Source organism: Bradyrhizobium arachidis (assembly GCF_024758505.1).
GTDB classification, from domain to species: domain Bacteria; phylum Pseudomonadota; class Alphaproteobacteria; order Rhizobiales; family Xanthobacteraceae; genus Bradyrhizobium; species Bradyrhizobium manausense_C.
In genome coordinates, this window is the sequence record NZ_CP077970.1 from 3,207,835 (window position 1) to 3,222,245 (window position 14,411).

General features: G+C 62.7%; 20 protein-coding genes. 8 read left to right on the forward strand and 12 right to left on the reverse strand.

Annotated features, from left to right (window positions below; translation table 11 throughout):
* Positions 1–4 precede the first annotated feature (4 nt).
* A complete protein-coding gene (locus tag KUF59_RS14370; protein WP_212457758.1) occupies positions 5–1,396 on the forward strand; it encodes an NCS2 family permease in 1,392 nt (463 codons plus the stop codon).
* A gap of 18 nt (positions 1,397–1,414) precedes the next feature.
* Here the strand turns inward: KUF59_RS14370 and atzD are convergent, their stop codons facing one another.
* Together atzD and KUF59_RS14380 are read right to left on the reverse strand one after the other, a co-directional pair.
* On the reverse strand, positions 1,415–2,518 hold the full coding sequence (gene atzD / locus KUF59_RS14375) for a cyanuric acid amidohydrolase (RefSeq protein WP_258769571.1): 1,104 nt from the start codon (positions 2,516–2,518) through the stop codon (positions 1,415–1,417).
* Between the two features lie 110 nt (positions 2,519–2,628).
* The gene (locus KUF59_RS14380) at positions 2,629–2,850 is read right to left on the reverse strand and encodes a hypothetical protein (RefSeq protein ID WP_212457756.1); all 222 of its coding nucleotides are present in this window, start codon (positions 2,848–2,850) and stop codon (positions 2,629–2,631) included.
* Between the two features lie 353 nt (positions 2,851–3,203).
* On the opposite strand from KUF59_RS14380, the gene KUF59_RS44055 reads away from it, so the two are divergent.
* Positions 3,204–3,383 (forward strand): hypothetical protein, encoded by a 180-nt coding sequence (locus tag KUF59_RS44055; RefSeq protein WP_212457755.1) that lies wholly within the window; start codon positions 3,204–3,206, stop codon positions 3,381–3,383.
* A gap of 22 nt (positions 3,384–3,405) precedes the next feature.
* On the opposite strand, the gene KUF59_RS14390 is transcribed toward KUF59_RS44055, so the two are convergent.
* The 3 genes from KUF59_RS14390 to KUF59_RS14400 all read right to left on the reverse strand — a co-directional run bounded on the left by KUF59_RS14390 (position 3,406) and on the right by KUF59_RS14400 (position 6,087).
* Positions 3,406–4,788 (reverse strand): vWA domain-containing protein, encoded by a 1,383-nt coding sequence (locus KUF59_RS14390; RefSeq protein WP_212457754.1) that lies wholly within the window; start codon positions 4,786–4,788, stop codon positions 3,406–3,408.
* Positions 4,789–4,793: 5 nt separating this feature from the next.
* A complete protein-coding gene (locus tag KUF59_RS14395; RefSeq protein WP_212457753.1) occupies positions 4,794–5,741 on the reverse strand; it encodes an AAA family ATPase in 948 nt (315 codons plus the stop codon).
* A gap of 145 nt (positions 5,742–5,886) precedes the next feature.
* Positions 5,887–6,087, reverse strand: coding sequence for a hypothetical protein (locus tag KUF59_RS14400; protein WP_212457752.1), 201 nt, complete (start codon positions 6,085–6,087; stop codon positions 5,887–5,889).
* 223 nt (positions 6,088–6,310) lie between these two features.
* Here KUF59_RS14400 and KUF59_RS14405 point away from each other — a divergent pair, with 223 nt between their 5' ends.
* The gene (locus tag KUF59_RS14405; RefSeq protein ID WP_212457751.1) at positions 6,311–7,285 is read left to right on the forward strand and encodes a quinone oxidoreductase family protein; all 975 of its coding nucleotides are present in this window, start codon (positions 6,311–6,313) and stop codon (positions 7,283–7,285) included.
* Between the two features lie 38 nt (positions 7,286–7,323).
* Here KUF59_RS14405 and KUF59_RS14410 read toward each other — a convergent pair whose 3' ends face one another.
* Positions 7,324–7,599 (reverse strand): hypothetical protein, encoded by a 276-nt coding sequence (locus KUF59_RS14410; RefSeq protein ID WP_212457750.1) that lies wholly within the window; start codon positions 7,597–7,599, stop codon positions 7,324–7,326.
* Positions 7,600–7,705: 106 nt separating this feature from the next.
* Entirely contained in the window at positions 7,706–8,317 is a 612-nt protein-coding gene (locus KUF59_RS14415; RefSeq protein ID WP_212457749.1) for a S24 family peptidase, read from the reverse strand.
* Positions 8,318–8,490: 173 nt separating this feature from the next.
* On the opposite strand from KUF59_RS14415, the gene KUF59_RS14420 reads away from it, so the two are divergent.
* Both KUF59_RS14420 and KUF59_RS14425 read left to right on the forward strand, forming a co-directional pair.
* On the forward strand, positions 8,491–9,024 hold the full coding sequence (locus tag KUF59_RS14420) for a GcrA family cell cycle regulator (RefSeq protein ID WP_212457748.1): 534 nt from the start codon (positions 8,491–8,493) through the stop codon (positions 9,022–9,024).
* A gap of 55 nt (positions 9,025–9,079) precedes the next feature.
* Positions 9,080–9,724, forward strand: coding sequence for a hypothetical protein (locus KUF59_RS14425; RefSeq protein WP_258769573.1), 645 nt, complete (start codon positions 9,080–9,082; stop codon positions 9,722–9,724).
* Here KUF59_RS14425 and KUF59_RS14430 read toward each other — a convergent pair.
* Positions 9,631–10,635 carry a DUF3592 domain-containing protein gene (locus KUF59_RS14430; protein ID WP_212457747.1) on the reverse strand — a complete coding sequence of 335 codons (1,005 nt, stop codon included), beginning with the start codon at positions 10,633–10,635 and terminating at the stop codon, positions 9,631–9,633. The two genes, KUF59_RS14425 and KUF59_RS14430, sit on opposite strands and share 94 nt — an antisense overlap.
* Positions 10,636–10,683: 48 nt before the next feature.
* Positions 10,684–11,043, reverse strand: coding sequence for a hypothetical protein (locus tag KUF59_RS14435; RefSeq protein ID WP_212457746.1), 360 nt, complete (start codon positions 11,041–11,043; stop codon positions 10,684–10,686).
* A 205-nt stretch (positions 11,044–11,248) separates the two neighbouring features.
* Between KUF59_RS14435 and KUF59_RS14440 the strand changes: the two genes are divergently transcribed.
* Positions 11,249–11,713, forward strand: coding sequence for a hypothetical protein (locus KUF59_RS14440; RefSeq protein WP_212457745.1), 465 nt, complete (start codon positions 11,249–11,251; stop codon positions 11,711–11,713).
* Between the two features lie 4 nt (positions 11,714–11,717).
* Here the strand turns inward: KUF59_RS14440 and KUF59_RS14445 are convergent, their stop codons facing one another.
* Positions 11,718–11,936 carry a DUF6894 family protein gene (locus KUF59_RS14445; RefSeq protein WP_212457815.1) on the reverse strand — a complete coding sequence of 73 codons (219 nt, stop codon included), beginning with the start codon at positions 11,934–11,936 and terminating at the stop codon, positions 11,718–11,720.
* Between the two features lie 382 nt (positions 11,937–12,318).
* Between KUF59_RS14445 and KUF59_RS14450 the strand changes: the two genes are divergently transcribed.
* Together KUF59_RS14450 and KUF59_RS14455 are read left to right on the forward strand one after the other, a co-directional pair.
* Positions 12,319–12,504: a hypothetical protein gene (locus KUF59_RS14450; RefSeq protein ID WP_212457744.1), complete on the forward strand. Its 186-nt coding sequence runs from the start codon at positions 12,319–12,321 to the stop codon at positions 12,502–12,504.
* 134 nt (positions 12,505–12,638) lie between these two features.
* Entirely contained in the window at positions 12,639–12,980 is a 342-nt protein-coding gene (locus KUF59_RS14455) for a phasin (RefSeq protein ID WP_212457743.1), read from the forward strand.
* A 10-nt stretch (positions 12,981–12,990) separates the two neighbouring features.
* On the opposite strand, the gene KUF59_RS14460 is transcribed toward KUF59_RS14455, so the two are convergent.
* Both KUF59_RS14460 and KUF59_RS14465 read right to left on the reverse strand, forming a co-directional pair.
* Positions 12,991–13,308, reverse strand: a complete 318-nt coding sequence (locus KUF59_RS14460) for a c-type cytochrome (protein WP_212457742.1) — start codon at positions 13,306–13,308, stop codon at positions 12,991–12,993.
* Between the two features lie 269 nt (positions 13,309–13,577).
* A complete protein-coding gene (locus KUF59_RS14465) occupies positions 13,578–14,408 on the reverse strand; it encodes an alpha/beta fold hydrolase (protein ID WP_212457741.1) in 831 nt (276 codons plus the stop codon).
* Between the last annotated feature and the right edge of the window lie 3 nt (positions 14,409–14,411).

Below are 14,411 nucleotides of genomic sequence, written 5' to 3' on the forward strand. Positions count from 1 at the left end.
CGCGATGAACGAGATGACGACACCGCAAGCCGCTGCCGCAGAGCTTGCGTCGCACGCCGCGGCAAGCCCGCTCGACCGCATCTTCCGCCTCACTGAACGCGGTACCAGCGTCGGGCGGGAGGTGATGGCCGGTGCGACCACGTTCGCGGCGATGGCCTATATCATCGCGGTGAATCCAGCGATCATGTCCAATGCGGGGATGGACCGCGCCGATCTCGTCAGTGCTACGGCGCTCGCGGCCATTGTCGGCTCGGTGATGATGGGGCTTTGGGCCAATCTGCCGCTCGCGGTGGCGCCCGCGATGGGCTCCAACGTCATCTTCACCTATGTGATCGTCAAGCAGATGGGCATGCCCTGGCAGGGTGCGCTAGCCATGGTCGCCTTCACCGGCGTGCTGTTCCTCATCCTCAGCCTGTCGAAACTGCGCGAGCGGGTCGCGCGCGATGTCCCGGAAGCGTTGAAGATTGGAATCCAGGCTGCGGTCGGCACGCTGATCGTCTTCATCGCGCTGCGCGGGGCCGGCTTTGTGGTGCAGAATCCATCAACGTATATCGCCATGGGGTCGCTGCGCAGTCCGCCGGTCCTGCTGACGCTGTTTGGTCTCTTGCTGACGCCGATCCTGGTGGCGCGCCGCATTCCCGGCGCGCTCATCCTGTCGATCGCGTTGCTGACCCTGGTCGGCTTTCTCGTTCCCGGCGCCAATGGCAAGATGGTCACCACAGTGCCCTCGGCGATCCTGTCATGGCCGCGCTGGCCCACCAGCACGTTCATGGCGCTCGACGTCGGCTACCTCATCAGTCATTTCGTCGTGGCGCTGCCGCTGCTGTTCTATTTTCTCTGCGCCGAGTTCTTCTCGACGCTCGGCACGCTGATCGGCGTGACGGGCGCCGCCAATTTGCGCCGGCCTGATGGCTCGATCCCGAATGCCACCGCCGCCTTTGCGACGGACGCGACGGCTTCCATCGTGGGGCCGCTGCTCGGGACCTCGGTGGTCACGGCGTATATCGAGTCGATCACCGGGGTGCAGGCCGGCGGGCGCACCGGCCTGACCTCGCTGACGGTCGCAGGGTTCTTCTTCCTCGCCTTGTTCTTCTGGCCGGTCTTCGTCGTCATCCCGCCGCAGGCGACGGCGCCCGCGTTGGTGCTCGTCGGCGTGCTGATGATGCAGGGGCTCGCCCGCATCGACATGACCGATCTCGTCAACGCCGTGCCCATCGTGCTGACCCTGCTGGTCACGGTGCTCACCAACAATCTCATCAACGGAATGGCGCTGGGGACGCTGAGTTATATTGCGCTCGAGGTCACCATGGGGCGGCGGTCGCAGATTCCCGCGATGGTCTGGGGCTTGGGCGTCGTGTTCATCGCCTACGCGATCGTGATCGCGCAGATATTTTGAGACGATCGAACCCGTCGCTCACAGCCGCACGATAACAGCGACGGGCCCGCCGCCGGGCGGTCCCTGGTGCTCGGCGCCGCCGGACACATAGACGGCGCTGGTGCCGGCCAGGCCCGCGATCAATCCGCCGACCGCGGCGCGCGCGTGCCGGGTGGAGCTGATATCGGTGTCCTCGAGCATGGTGTGGCGAAAGCCGCGTACGGTGCCGCTGGGTGAGGCTTCCGCCTTGGCGAAGATGTTGACAAGCTCGCGGCCGGCGTGCGGCCCGGCGCCGGCGGGCAGGCCGACGCTCTTCAGCGCATCGATGACAGCGGCGGCGTCGATGGCGTCGTGCATCACGGCGTGCCCGATCTCATATGGGCTTGCCGACATGTCGGAATTGCCGAGCACGATGACGACGTTGTGCATCAGCTCGATGCCTGCGGACGTCGAGGCGACCGACGAAAACAAATCGTAGCGACGAAGGACATCCGCGTCGCAAATCGCGTCCTTGATCTCGCCAAGCGCCACGGCGACGCCGAGTGCGGACGCACCGCGCGAATAAGCCATCGACGTATAGGCGCTGGTCGTCGCGGGTTTGTTGCCGCGGGCGACGGCTGCTTCCATCCGGTCGCTCGTGAGCAACGGGCATTTGATCTGGACGAAATGGACGTCGCGCGGATCTTTGATGCCGGCGTCGGCCATCGCGGCGGTGACCGCCTTCGCCGTCTCCTCGATTTGCGCGCGACGCCCGAGTTCCTCAGGCAAAAAATCCCGCGTGTGTGCCATGCCGATGCTCAGGCGCTTTCCGGAGATGCCGCCGCTGCCCGCCACGCTGCGGCGGGTGAAGACAGTGATGTGGGGGCTCAGCACGCCCTCCGTGCCGCCGGACATCACGAAGGCGATCCGGTGCTCGACACCATCGGGAGGCATGTCGAGATGAGGCGCGAGCGCTACGCAGAGTGCGGACACAGCGTATTCCCGGGTGAAGTCATTGACTCCGCCATTGCCCTCGGTTTTGCCGAGGACCGCGAGGATCGATTTCGGATCGATACTGCCGGAGGCAATCATGCTGGCGAGGCCCGAGACATCTCCGGGGCCCTTGGTGGCAATACGAATGAAGTCGACGGATGTTGTGCGCATGCAAATCTCCTCACACGTTCCCGGAAGCAAGAAAAGGGCCGGGCAAGGTGAGGGACCTGAGGTTTCTGTCAACTCCGCGGAATGGTCGGGAATGTTGGTCGGAAAGAGAGCTACGCCGCAAGATCCAGCAGCCGGCATGACCCTCGCACCAGCACCTTGCGGCCGGTTGGCGTCAGCAGTGGAAGGCCCTCGCTGATCGCAACGAGGCCGAGTTTGGCGAGGTCTTCGACCATGTAGGCCTTCACGTGGCGATTGCGCGAGAGGTGATGGCGAAGCGCTTTCAGCGCTTCCCACTGATCGGGCGAGAGATCGTAGTCGACATCGTCGTTCATGTTGCCTCGGAATATCCGGCGATCGTGCGCACCAGTTAACGGCGCTGCGTGAAAATCATGCGACGACATTGAGTCCGCAATTCGATAGCTGTTTAGAATGTCTCTTCACAAATTGACGCAGATCGTTGCGCCACAATAGTTAAGGTCGTTCCCGCACGAATATCGTCCCGATTGCAGATCACCATTTGATGATCTCCAGGTGATGCTGCGCTGCAAATTGCCGCAGTGCACGGGGAAGGATGTCTGCCGCATTTCGCGCTGCAATGCGCACAGGAAAAATCGCGCAAGCCGTTCAAGACTCTGTTACGTTGATTCGCAGGGAAATGGGCTTCACGCGGCAGGAGTGGAGTTGCATGAACAGGCTGGTGGAAATTCGCAGTCAGGAATCGTTTTGCCGTGAACGCGCGGCACTGGATTCCAATCGACGGGTTTTCTGGCTCGCGCAGGCCGAAGAGTGGGAGCAGCGGGCCCTCGAAGAAATCGCCTACCATTTCAGGGAATGCAATCTTGCTCACGCTCCATTGCGCGCGTGACCGATATCTACTGAACCGACGTTTACTGATACGTCGCGACGATATCCGACACGGCCCGCTCGAGCTGCTGGGCCGTCGCGCATTGGCGCACCACGCTGCAGAACGTCGCGTAGCGCGGCATCTCGGAATCGCCAAAGCCCCAGGCAAGCCGCCCTTCGGGATTGAGCCAGACCAGGCGCTTTGATCGCTCGGAGATCCGCTTGAGGATGTCGGCGCGCGGATCGAGGTTGTTGCTGCGGGCATCGCCCAGCACGATCACCGTTGTCTGCGGCGTCAGCGTGCTCATGAACTCATGCTCGAAGTCTTCGAGCGAGGAGCCGTAATCGGATGAGCCGAAGCCGACCTTGGACATGATCTCGGCCATCGCGGCGTCAGGCGTCTTCGATTCCAGGATGTCGCTGACCTCGATCAGATGCGAGGAGAAGGCGAAGGAGCGGACGTCGTCGACCACCTCGTGCAGGGAGTGGATCAGGAGCAGGAAGAAGTCCGAGACCCTTGCGACCGAGCCAGAGACGTCGCAGATCGCCACGATCTTCGGCCGGTCGCGATGCTTGCGCTTCCAGGCCGTGAGGAAGGGGATGCCGCCCCAGGCGGCGTTGCGGCGGAGCGTCCGGCGCACGTCGAGATGGCCACGGCGCTGGCGCTTGCGCGGTTTGGAGTAGCGCTCGCGCAGGCGTCGCGCGATCTGGCGGATGAGGTGGCGCATCTGCTCCACCTGTCGCGGCTCGATGCGAGCGAGCGGCGCGCTGCGCAAAATCTCGTTGCGCAGGTTCTCGGCCTCCTCACGCGCGTAGAGCGCCAATCCCTGCGAAACCGTGTCGCGCACGGCTTCACGCAGGCCGTCGAGCGCAGCGCGGAGCCGTTCGGCAAGCGACGGGTTGGTCGCAGTGAGGTTGTCGAGGTCGTCGCGCAGGCGCTGCAGGCCCATCGCATCAAGGATGCGGGTCGAAAAAATCCCGCGCTGGGTGGAGTAGCGGATATCAGATAGTGATGCCGCCGACGAGGCATTCGCGAGCGCGGCCGCAAGAGCGTTGCGGTCCTGCGACAAGAGCATCTGCGCGAGCGGTCCCAGAGCTTCGTTGGGCTCTCCGCCGCTCGCGTCGCCTGAGGCCTCGGACGAGGATGACTGACTGTCCTGATTGTCGTCTTGCGGGGCGTTGTCGTCGTTGGCGGGTTTCTCCCGCTGAGGCTCGGGCTGGCTGAAGAACAGGTCAAAACAGTCGCCGAGCGCGAGTTTCTCGTCCTGCGTCTTGGCCAGCGTCAGCAGCAACGTGTCGCGCAGAATGTCGCGGTCGGAAAAGCCGACCTGCGAGACCGCGCGCATCGCATCGATGCTCTCGGCCGGCGAGACGTGAACGCCGACGCCGCGTGCAGCCCGAAAGAAGCGATGCAGGTTCTCTCGCATCCCGCTCAACCAAAGACGTTGTGACGCGCCGCTTTCGCAATGAAGGTGGTGACCTGGGGTAGCGCCGCCTCGATGTCGGCTTCGTATTTCAGGAGCACGTTGAGAGTATCCTTGACGATCTCGGTGTCGAGCTCGCCGGCCTGCAACAGCACCAGCACACGCGCCCAATCGATGGTCTCGCTGACCGACGGCAGCTTTTTCAGATCAAGTGTGCGGATCTCATGGATGAAGCCGACCATCTGCCGGCGCAGCGTCTGCGAGATGCCGGGGACGCGGCTCTCGACGATGCGCTCCTCGAGCCTCTGCTCGGGAAAGCCGATATGCAGATGCAGGCAGCGCCGCTTCAACGCGTCGCCCAGATCGCGCTCGCTGTTGGAGGTCAGGATCACGGTCGGAGGTGCAATCGCCGAAACGGTGCCGAGCTCGGGGATCGTGACCTGGAAGTCGGACAGGATTTCCAGGAGCAGCGATTCAAACTCGGCATCGGACTTGTCGATCTCGTCGATCAGCAACACGCAGCCGCCCGGCTGCTCCAGCGCCTGCAGGAGTGGGCGCGGCTCAACGAATTCCTTGGAGAAGAACACGTCGCCAAAGGTGTGGAGCTGGTCGAGCGCCGCGTGCAGCGTCTGCGCGCCGCCGAGCACCTCGCCGAGCTTGTCCTTGAGGATCTGGGTGTAGAGCAACTGCTTGGCGTATTTCCACTCGTAGAGCGCCTTGGCTTCGTCCAATCCCTCGTAGCATTGCAGACGGATCATCTTCATGCCGCGCCAGGCGGCGATCGCCTTCGCAAGTTCGGTCTTGCCGACGCCCGCGGGGCCCTCGACCAGGATCGGCTTCTCGATCTGCTGTGACAAATAGACGGCGGTCGCGATCTGCCGGCTCGCGATATAGCCTTGCGCGGCGAGGCCGCTCTCCACTGCCTCGATCGTGGTCGAGGCCTTCTGATCAGCCACGAAGGGCGCTCCCAAATGGTCTTGCTTGAGCCTTGTTCTGCCTGCGTTCCCGGCAAAGAACAAGCCTCGTTTGGGAGGGAACAGACCTGCACGGCCGCGAACTATTTCCGCTTAACGCAAATACCGTCGGAGCCGGCGCGCGCGATCAATGCCGGAACGATCCAGGCTTGCGGATGGTCTGCCTGACCTCGCCGCCGCAATCGGCGCATTCGTAGACAAAGTCGATCTTGGCAAGGCCCCAGTGCGGCTCCACCTCGCGCACATACATCGGCAGAAACCCCATGCACGAGGGGCAAATCACAGGCGCGATCTCGATGTCCTGATGATGCTGAACATAAGCTGGCATCTCGGCTCTCTCCTTCGCAGGCGACCATCAACCCCGCGCAGAATCTACGTCCAACGGCGCAAACCTCGTCATCAACTCTTCCGAACAGAGGCGGAACAGCCGCCGTTTGTCGTTTGCTGTGACATTCTTGTTACGTCTCTGTACTGTAACGCGCGGACTAAAAGCCTATTTTACAGCGCTAACTGGTTTTCTACGCCTCGCCAACAATAAGGGAGCAACGCCCATGACGCATGCCATCCGTTTTCACAAGACCGGTGGTCCGGAAGTTCTGGTCTGGGAGCAGGTCGAGGTCGGTAAGCCCGGTCCCGGCGAAGCGCGCATCCGTCATACCGCCGTCGGTCTCAACTTCGTCGACATCTACAACCGTTCGGGGCTTTACCCGGCGCAACTGCCCAGCGGGCTCGGCAGCGAGGCGGCCGGCGTGGTCGAGGAGGTCGGGCCCGGCGTTACCGATCTCAAGCCGGGTGATCGCGTCGCCTATGGTGCATCACCGCTCGGCGCCTATTCCGAGGCGCGGCTCATTCCCGCCGATCGTCTGCTGAAAGTGCCGGAGGGTGTCGATGACAAGACCGCGGCGGCGATGATGCTGAAGGGGCTCACGACGCAGTATCTGATCCGGCAGACCTATCGGGTGAAGGCCGGCGACACCATCCTGCTCCATGCCGCGGCCGGCGGCGTCGGCCTGATCCTCGGCCAGTGGGCAAAACATCTCGGCGCGACCGTGATCGGCACCGTCAGCAACGACGAAAAGGCCAAGCTCGCCAAGGCGCATGGCTGCGACCATGTCATCATCTATACGCGCGAGGATTTCGTGAAGCGTGTCGACGAGATCACCGGCGGCAAGAAGGTACCTGTGGTCTACGATTCCGTCGGCAAGGATACGTTCCTGAAATCACTCGACTGCCTCGCGCCGCTCGGCGTCGCCGCGCTGTTCGGTCAGTCCTCCGGTGCGGTGGAGCCGCTCAATCTCGGCCTGCTCGCACAGAAGGGCTCGCTCTACGTCACACGGCCGACCCTGTTCACCTACGCCGCCAAGCGCGAGAACCTGGTCGCGATGGCCAATGAATTGTTCGACGTCGTGAAATCAGGCGCGGTCAAGATCGAGGTGCGCCAGACCTATGCGCTGAAGGACGCCGCGAAAGCGCATGCCGATCTCGCCGCACGCAAGACCACGGGATCGACGGTGCTGTTGGTGTGACGTCCGGCGAACAGGCGCGGGCTCCGTCGGGGCTCGCGTCACGTCCGTTCGTGCTTACGCAGGTCGCGCGCGTGATCGAAGCGCGTCGCCTGGAGATCGGCCTCGTCTGAGGGAATCTCGGGGAGGGCGGCCTCGGCTAGGATGTCCTCGGTCACGTCGGTGACTGCGGCGTCCGTGATTTCGTGGATGAAGCAGATATTCCGGTATTCGCGGGAGACGATGCGGGAAATCACCTCCCGCCGGGTCACTTCCGGGTCGACGATCGCCTCGCGGCCGCTCCGGCCATAGTCGATCATCACGACGAAATACTGCATCGAGATTTTTGCCCTGCCTTGGCATCATCCAACGCAGGGCACTATTTCTGTAAATCGGAAGAAAGTCAAGTCGATTTCCAAAAAACGGAAATCTGGGGCTGTGGCGCTACTTGCCCTTGCCCTTGCGCGACCGGGCCGACTTGGAACGCAGCCGCTCGAGCTGGCCCTTCGGCATGCTGAGACAAATCTCCCCGACCCATTCGAGCTTCACACCGACAATGGGCTTGGCGTTGAAGCTGGTCAGGTTGACGACGGAGGGGGATTTGCCCCGCTCGATGGTCTTAAGGTAGCGCTCTCCGGTCTTCAGCCGGACCACGGCTTCCTCGCCGTAGAAGCTCGACAGGGGAAAACGCTGCTCCTTATAGACGACGATCACGTCGCCGCTCTCATATTTGGGCAGCATCGAATCGCCGGTGACTTCGAAGGCCACGGTTTCCTCCATGATGGTGAGAGGAAGGGTGATGTCGCCGAGGCCCTCGGGAGGAACCTGCTCGTAATCCGGCTCGATCACTGCGCCGGCGCCGACCCGGCCCATGATCGGGGCGAGATTGAGCTCGAGGTATTCCATGATCGGAACAATTTCCGACGCTTTCACGAGGCGTTCGCCGCCGAGGATTTCGGAGACCGCGCCGGGACGGACGCCCATGGCCGCGGCAAGCCCGCCCTTGCTCTTACCCGACCTCTTCAGACCCCGTTCGATCATTGTGACGTCAAGCATGGTGATTCCCTCATCTAGCCATCTTCTGCTCCCTTGTAATCCGAAATTCGGAAACGATGCAATCCTTATCGTCTGAATATCCGAATTCTACGTTGACTTTTTGTTCGGAATATCGGAATGTGAGTCTGCGCCCGGACGGTCGGCTTGGTGGGCGCGGATCACAGGCAGGCATCATGGAACCCAGCAATTGGGCGCCGGAGCATTCCGGCGCGCTGCGCGACTATGTCCTCAAGGGACTTTCATTTTCGGACATCGCCAGGGAAATAAACAGAACGTTCGGAACGGCTTATACCAAGAGCGCGGTGCTCGGCCGCGCTCGCAGGATGGGGCTGTCGGTGCAGCCGCGCGTGGACAGTCCATCCATCGTTCCGTCGCTGGCGACAGCGGCGCAGGAGGATTGCGTGCCTTCGCGCCAATCCCTTCCGCACGCCTTGCAACAGCCGCCGCAAACGGCCTTTAGGCCGGCCGAACCGGTCAAACTCCGCTGCGTCGGCGTCCGCCCGCGCCTGATCTCGCTGCTCGAGCTCGAATCGGATGACTGCCGCTATCCCTATGGCGGCGACAAGGAGGGCGAGGAGATCACCTTTTGCGGCCATCCAAGGCGCCGGGGCTCGAGCTATTGCGCGCCGCACTTCCGTCTGACCTGGGGACCCGGCACGGTGTCGGAACGTGCCGCCGTGGTGCTCAGGATCGTGCGCGTCGCCTGAACGGCGACCCGGTAGATCGCACTCATCTCTCGCTATTTTGCAAGGAGTAACCGAAGTGACACGCGCCAAGCGCAGCAAATCATACCGGCTCAATGACCGCCGGGCACGCGACCTGACGCTCAACGCCGATGTGGCGATGGTCGAGGTCGATAACCCCCTCGCGCTGGAGCCGGGGGAGAAGATCATTGCCTTGCGTTCCATCCGCAACGATCCGCTCGGCCGACTGCATTCCCATCACCAGATCGATGAGGCCCAGTACCGCGGCGGCCGCGCTTTCCAGAGCGATTGGGAGCGGGCGGAACGCGGGCCGCAAGCGGTCGATCCGACCCGCGAATATGTCGATGGAGTGCGTGGCCGCGAGTCCATCACCGAAAGCCAGCGCCAGGCCGTGATGCGGCTGAACCGGATCGAGCGTGAACTCGGCACCGACGGTGCCGCACTTGTGCACGACGTGCTCATCCTTGGGCTGACCATGGAGGAGATCGGACAGCGCCGCGCCGTTCGCAGCCAACGCTGGAACGACTATTTTTCGAAACGCCTCCAGGAATGCCTCAACCGGCTGGCACTGTCCTACGGCTTTGCGACGGAGACCAAGGGCGTGACCAGTCACGAGAAGCCGGCGCGCAGGAAAAACACGAGTAGGACGGCACCCACGGCGGCGCTGATCGCGCCAAACACCAGCGGCGCAAATGAGCCCTGACGGCCGCCCGGTTCGAGCACGGCGTTGGCCGGGTGGTCCGGGTCGTAATAGATCGTCACGGCCCCGCCCAGCGGAAAGTGAGCGGCTGCCTTGTCCGCGAGTTCACGGAGACCGTAGACGCCGGTCCATCCCCAGTTCGGATTGATGCCGACATAGTCCCGCTTGCCGACCCGATAGGCATAGCGAAGATCGAGTTGATACCGGTGGATCTTCTTCCGGTTGATCGACGTCTTGTCGTCGTCGCGGCGATCTTCGATCAGCTCTTCGATCACGCTCGACGACGTGATCCTGCCCGGCACGGTCGGCCAGCTTCGGCTGGCGCGCGCAAGCCGCCGCATTCTCACGAACGAGAGAAAGGCGGCGATGGAAGCGGCGAAGGCCACGACCGGGAGAAGGAACGCGAATAGAGGCACACCCTGACCGACATAGAGCACGCGGCCGGCAACGGTATGAGCGATCAGCACGGCTGCGATGACGCCGAACGTCAGGGTGAGCATGGCCTGCGCTGCAAGGTTGCCGACCTGCGACGGGTCGAGGACCGCGTTGCTCGGATCGTTCGGATCGACATGAACCTCGACCGCGGCCCCGACGGGATACCGTGCCGCGAGCCGTGTTGCGAGCGTGCGCGTGGTCATCGGCTCGCCGCCGATTCTGGTCTTGTCGCCCTCGAACTCCTGGTTGCACATGCTATAGCGATAACGGACAACCGGAGTCGCGTCGTTGAGGTCATCGGATGCGTGCGAGGGGGGCGCACTGACCTGCGAGGCGATGACGACGCCCTCGACGCGCGTCCAACTGGCCGCTGCGGCGAGACGGTTGCGTAGGCGGAGCAGGTTGAACAGCATGCCGCCAAACAGCAGCGTGCAAACGCCGGCGCCGATCTGCGTCCAGAGCAATTGAGTGCTATCCATGGTCTCTGTCTTCTCTCCTGAGGATGAGTAGACCGGCGCCCTTTGTCCTTACGGATGCGGCACGATCTGATACGGCGTCGTGTAAGGCTCGACGCGGAGCGAGGAGTTGGCGAGCAGGCCAATCTTGGCGGTGGGCGCCTGTTGCATTTCGCCGTTCGGGCCGCGGTGAACGTTGTACTGCCACACCGTCAGATCGCCCTTCTGCGCGAGCGCATGGGCGACGGCGGCCGCATCACTGCCGCCGAGCGCCTTGAGTTCGTCCGGGCTGAGCCCGATGATGATTTCATCCTTCACGGTCACGATCTTGAACAGGTTCATCTTGGCCTCCTGCGCCCATGCGCCATTTGTGGAAACGAAAGCGAGAAGCGCGAACGCGGCGCCCTTGATGAGATCGCTGCGAGAAAGCATGCAGACTTCCTTTGGTGCTGACGCGCGCCCGAATCGTGAAGATGTGTCAGCCATGGCGCCCGTGTGATCTGCGTGGCCGTATCGCACGGGCTTTGGTCGCTCGTTCCTGAACGCGGGTTCAAGTGATTGGAAAAATTGGTGGGATCCGATGAACCTCCGGGGGCGCTATTGCGTCCAAGTAGTGCAAGCCTATGGGGATATCTTCGTGAAACTGACGGGTCTTCTTTGCCTGGTGGCGTCGCTCATAGCTGTCGGTGCGGCGCGCGCCGCCGATCCTTCTTACATCGGCGGCTGGAAGATCGCATCCGCGGTCGCAGCGCCCTGGGCCGATCCGCAGCGAAAGCCTGACGATGCCGAGCGTGCGCGCCTGCTGGGCAAGATTGTTCTGTTCAAGGCAAAGGAGATCTCCGGTCCGCGTCCCCTGGCCTGCGCTCGACCGCAGTACAAGATGACCGAGTACGGCGCCGACATGATCTTCCAGGGGGCGTTCGACGAGATGCAACGCGCCAACAAGAAGGCCGAGCCGGGGGCGCTTGCCGCCTCGCTCGGCTTTGCGAGCGACAAGATCAAGACCCTCGAAACTGGCTGCGAGATTGACTTCCATTTCGTCGACGATACGACTGCCGAAGTCGGCCTCGACAACACGGTCTACACGCTGAAGAAGCAATAGCGGCTTAAGGCCGATCCGGGTACACGGGTTCGCGATGCACCTCGGTGCCGGACTCGTCCAGCACGCTGATGATCAACCGCGGGTCCTGAATGTTGCGCTCGTTGCGAAGCCGCTGCGCCAGATCCTTGCTGTGTGCGATCGCAGCGCCCGGCGAAGCAAAATCCAGCCCTCGGCGATCGCGAACCGGAACTCCATCCTTCAAATCGAAGTAGTATGTTCGCATCATCCCCGCACCTCCATATGCACATTTGGAAACAAAGCAGGCGCAGGCCTCAATGCATTGAGGCCGATCAAGACGAGATTGCGTCAGGAGATCGCACGTGTCTTGCCGTTGCCGGACGATGACGGCATAGTGTGGTCCATCCGGAATTGCCGTGGCGCGATGCCGTTTGAGCAACCCTCGGTTACCGGTTTGACTTGCCTGAGGAGTTGTTCCTTGGCATAATTGCAACCTCGTCGGGTCGGCAGTATCAAGCTAGGGGTAGGCCGTTCGGTGCGTTGGCCCTGTGGTCGCCCGACCTCAAGCGCTGCGTCCCTGGCCTTCGACGTTCGAGCATGATCCACATGTTCGCGGCTCAGAGCCCGTTCCTTGCAATAGGTGCAGGATGAAGAACCTTGGTTTCGCGACTGAAATGCACCTTAAGCTGGGCGCGCCTTCAAGCCAGAGCATTGAGAGCCTGCGGCTCCTGCGGGCGTTTATGAAGCTGGAGAGGCAGCAGCGTTGCGAAATCATCAGGCTGGTGGAAGACCTCGCCACCGACGAAGCCATTCCCGAGCATCCCCTGTCCTGAACTGAGCGCCTTGCGGGCCGCCTGACGCGACCCAGATATTGGTCCAGACCTTGGCCCGGCCGGGGCTCGGCTGTGCCGCTAGGACGCCGCCCGGCAAATGTGATATCCAATCACGGACAAGGGAGGACGGCGACATGATCGAACCCAAGCTCGAAGTTCCGGCCGAATTGCGCGATCTGGCCGAAAAGACCATCGACCAGGCGGAAAAGGCCTTCGGCATGTTCTTCGAAGCTGCCACCAAGTCGATGTCATCGGTGCCCGGGACCGGAACGGACGTCTCGAAGCAAGCGCTGGCATTCACCGAGCAGAACATGAAGTCGGCATTCGAGCACGCGCGCAAGCTCGTCCATGCCACGGACCTTCAGGAAGCCATGCGCATCCAGTCCGATTTCCTGCGGAGCCAATTTACGAGTGCCGGCGAGCACATGCGCCAGATGACCGGCAGCCTGATGCAGGGCGGCAAGGGGAAGGGCTAACGCCGCGGCGCTAGCGCAGCGCGCCGATATAGGCCGCGATGTCGGCGGCTTCGTTCCGGCTCAGCGGGAAGTTCGGCATCTTCGGATGCGGATCGAGCAGGAAGAGGGCGAGCTTCTCCGGATTGAAGTCCGGCTTGCGCGCGATAGCGACGAAGGTCGGGACATCCGCACTCGCCTGCTTCTGCTCGCTGGTCACCGCGTGGCAGCTCGCGCACCAGCGCCTGGCGAGATCACCGCCATGATCGGGATCGGCGGCAAGCGCTGCTGATCCGTACGTGCTGGCAGCCACGGTCAGCAAGAGCGGAAGCCGCCTCAAATTCGCATGCATGCTTGTTCCTGACCGATGGTTCTTTTGGATGGGGGACATCCTCACCCGCAACACGATCCCGGGAATTGCGACAGGTCGATGCGAGCGACGATGGCGCGGACAAGCCGGCGGACAGAGCGATAATAGCGGCGGACAAATCGAGGCGTCCGCGCGACGGGCAGCTCCAGGCTTTCAGTGTAGTGCGACATCGGACTCTCCGGCGCCTCCCATGAAGCCCCCTTGTCGCGTAAACGGCCCGGCGGCGCCTTGATCTGCCGCAAGCCGTCCCGCTAGTAATCGGCGGGATTCATGATCATCGGGCTGGTCGTATCGGCGGGCGCGAGCGCGCTACTGGCGCTCGAGCGCAAGAACCGATCGAGCGTCTCCTGGATCTTCTCCTTGACCGAGTCGGGGCCGCGATCGCTCATCTCCGTGTGCTGGGCGCTGGTATTGACGATGTCGATACCGCGCGACTTGGCCTGCTCCGGCGTCGGCAGCACACCGGGGTCCGTCGTGAAGTGCGGATCCTTCGAGCGGAACGACAGGATCTTCACGTGGTCGCTGATCACGAAGGGGACGCGCAGATTGTCGAGCGTGACGACCTTGGCGACCAGCTCGGGATGCTGCTTGGCCATATACATGGAGACGTCGCCGCCGTTGGAATGGCCCACCAGCGTAATGTGGTCGTAATCGGCGTTCTCCTGCGTCTTCTTGAGCTGACCGAGCACGAAGAGGATATTGGCCTCGCAGCGCATATAGACCTCGCGCCGGCCGACATAGGGCTCGCCGACCACTGTCATCAGGGGAGGATCGCTCGGCAGATCCTGCTGGATGCTGGCAACCAGATATCCACGCGCGGCGAGCGCGTTGGCGAGGAACGAGTACTCAGTGTTCTTCACCGTGTTGCCGTTGCTGATGATCGCGAGCGGAAGCCGCCAGAAGCCGAGACTGGCCTTGGTCTCGTAGTCACGGCGCACGGCGATGGAGACGGAGATCGGCCGCTGCCGCGCGGCGTCGAACAGGTTCAGCGTCTCGTGACGAATGGCGAACTTGCTCACGGCGAAGTACTCCCCGGCGGCGAGGACGCAAAGAAAGGCCAGAATTGCCAGTGCCCGTTTCATCGT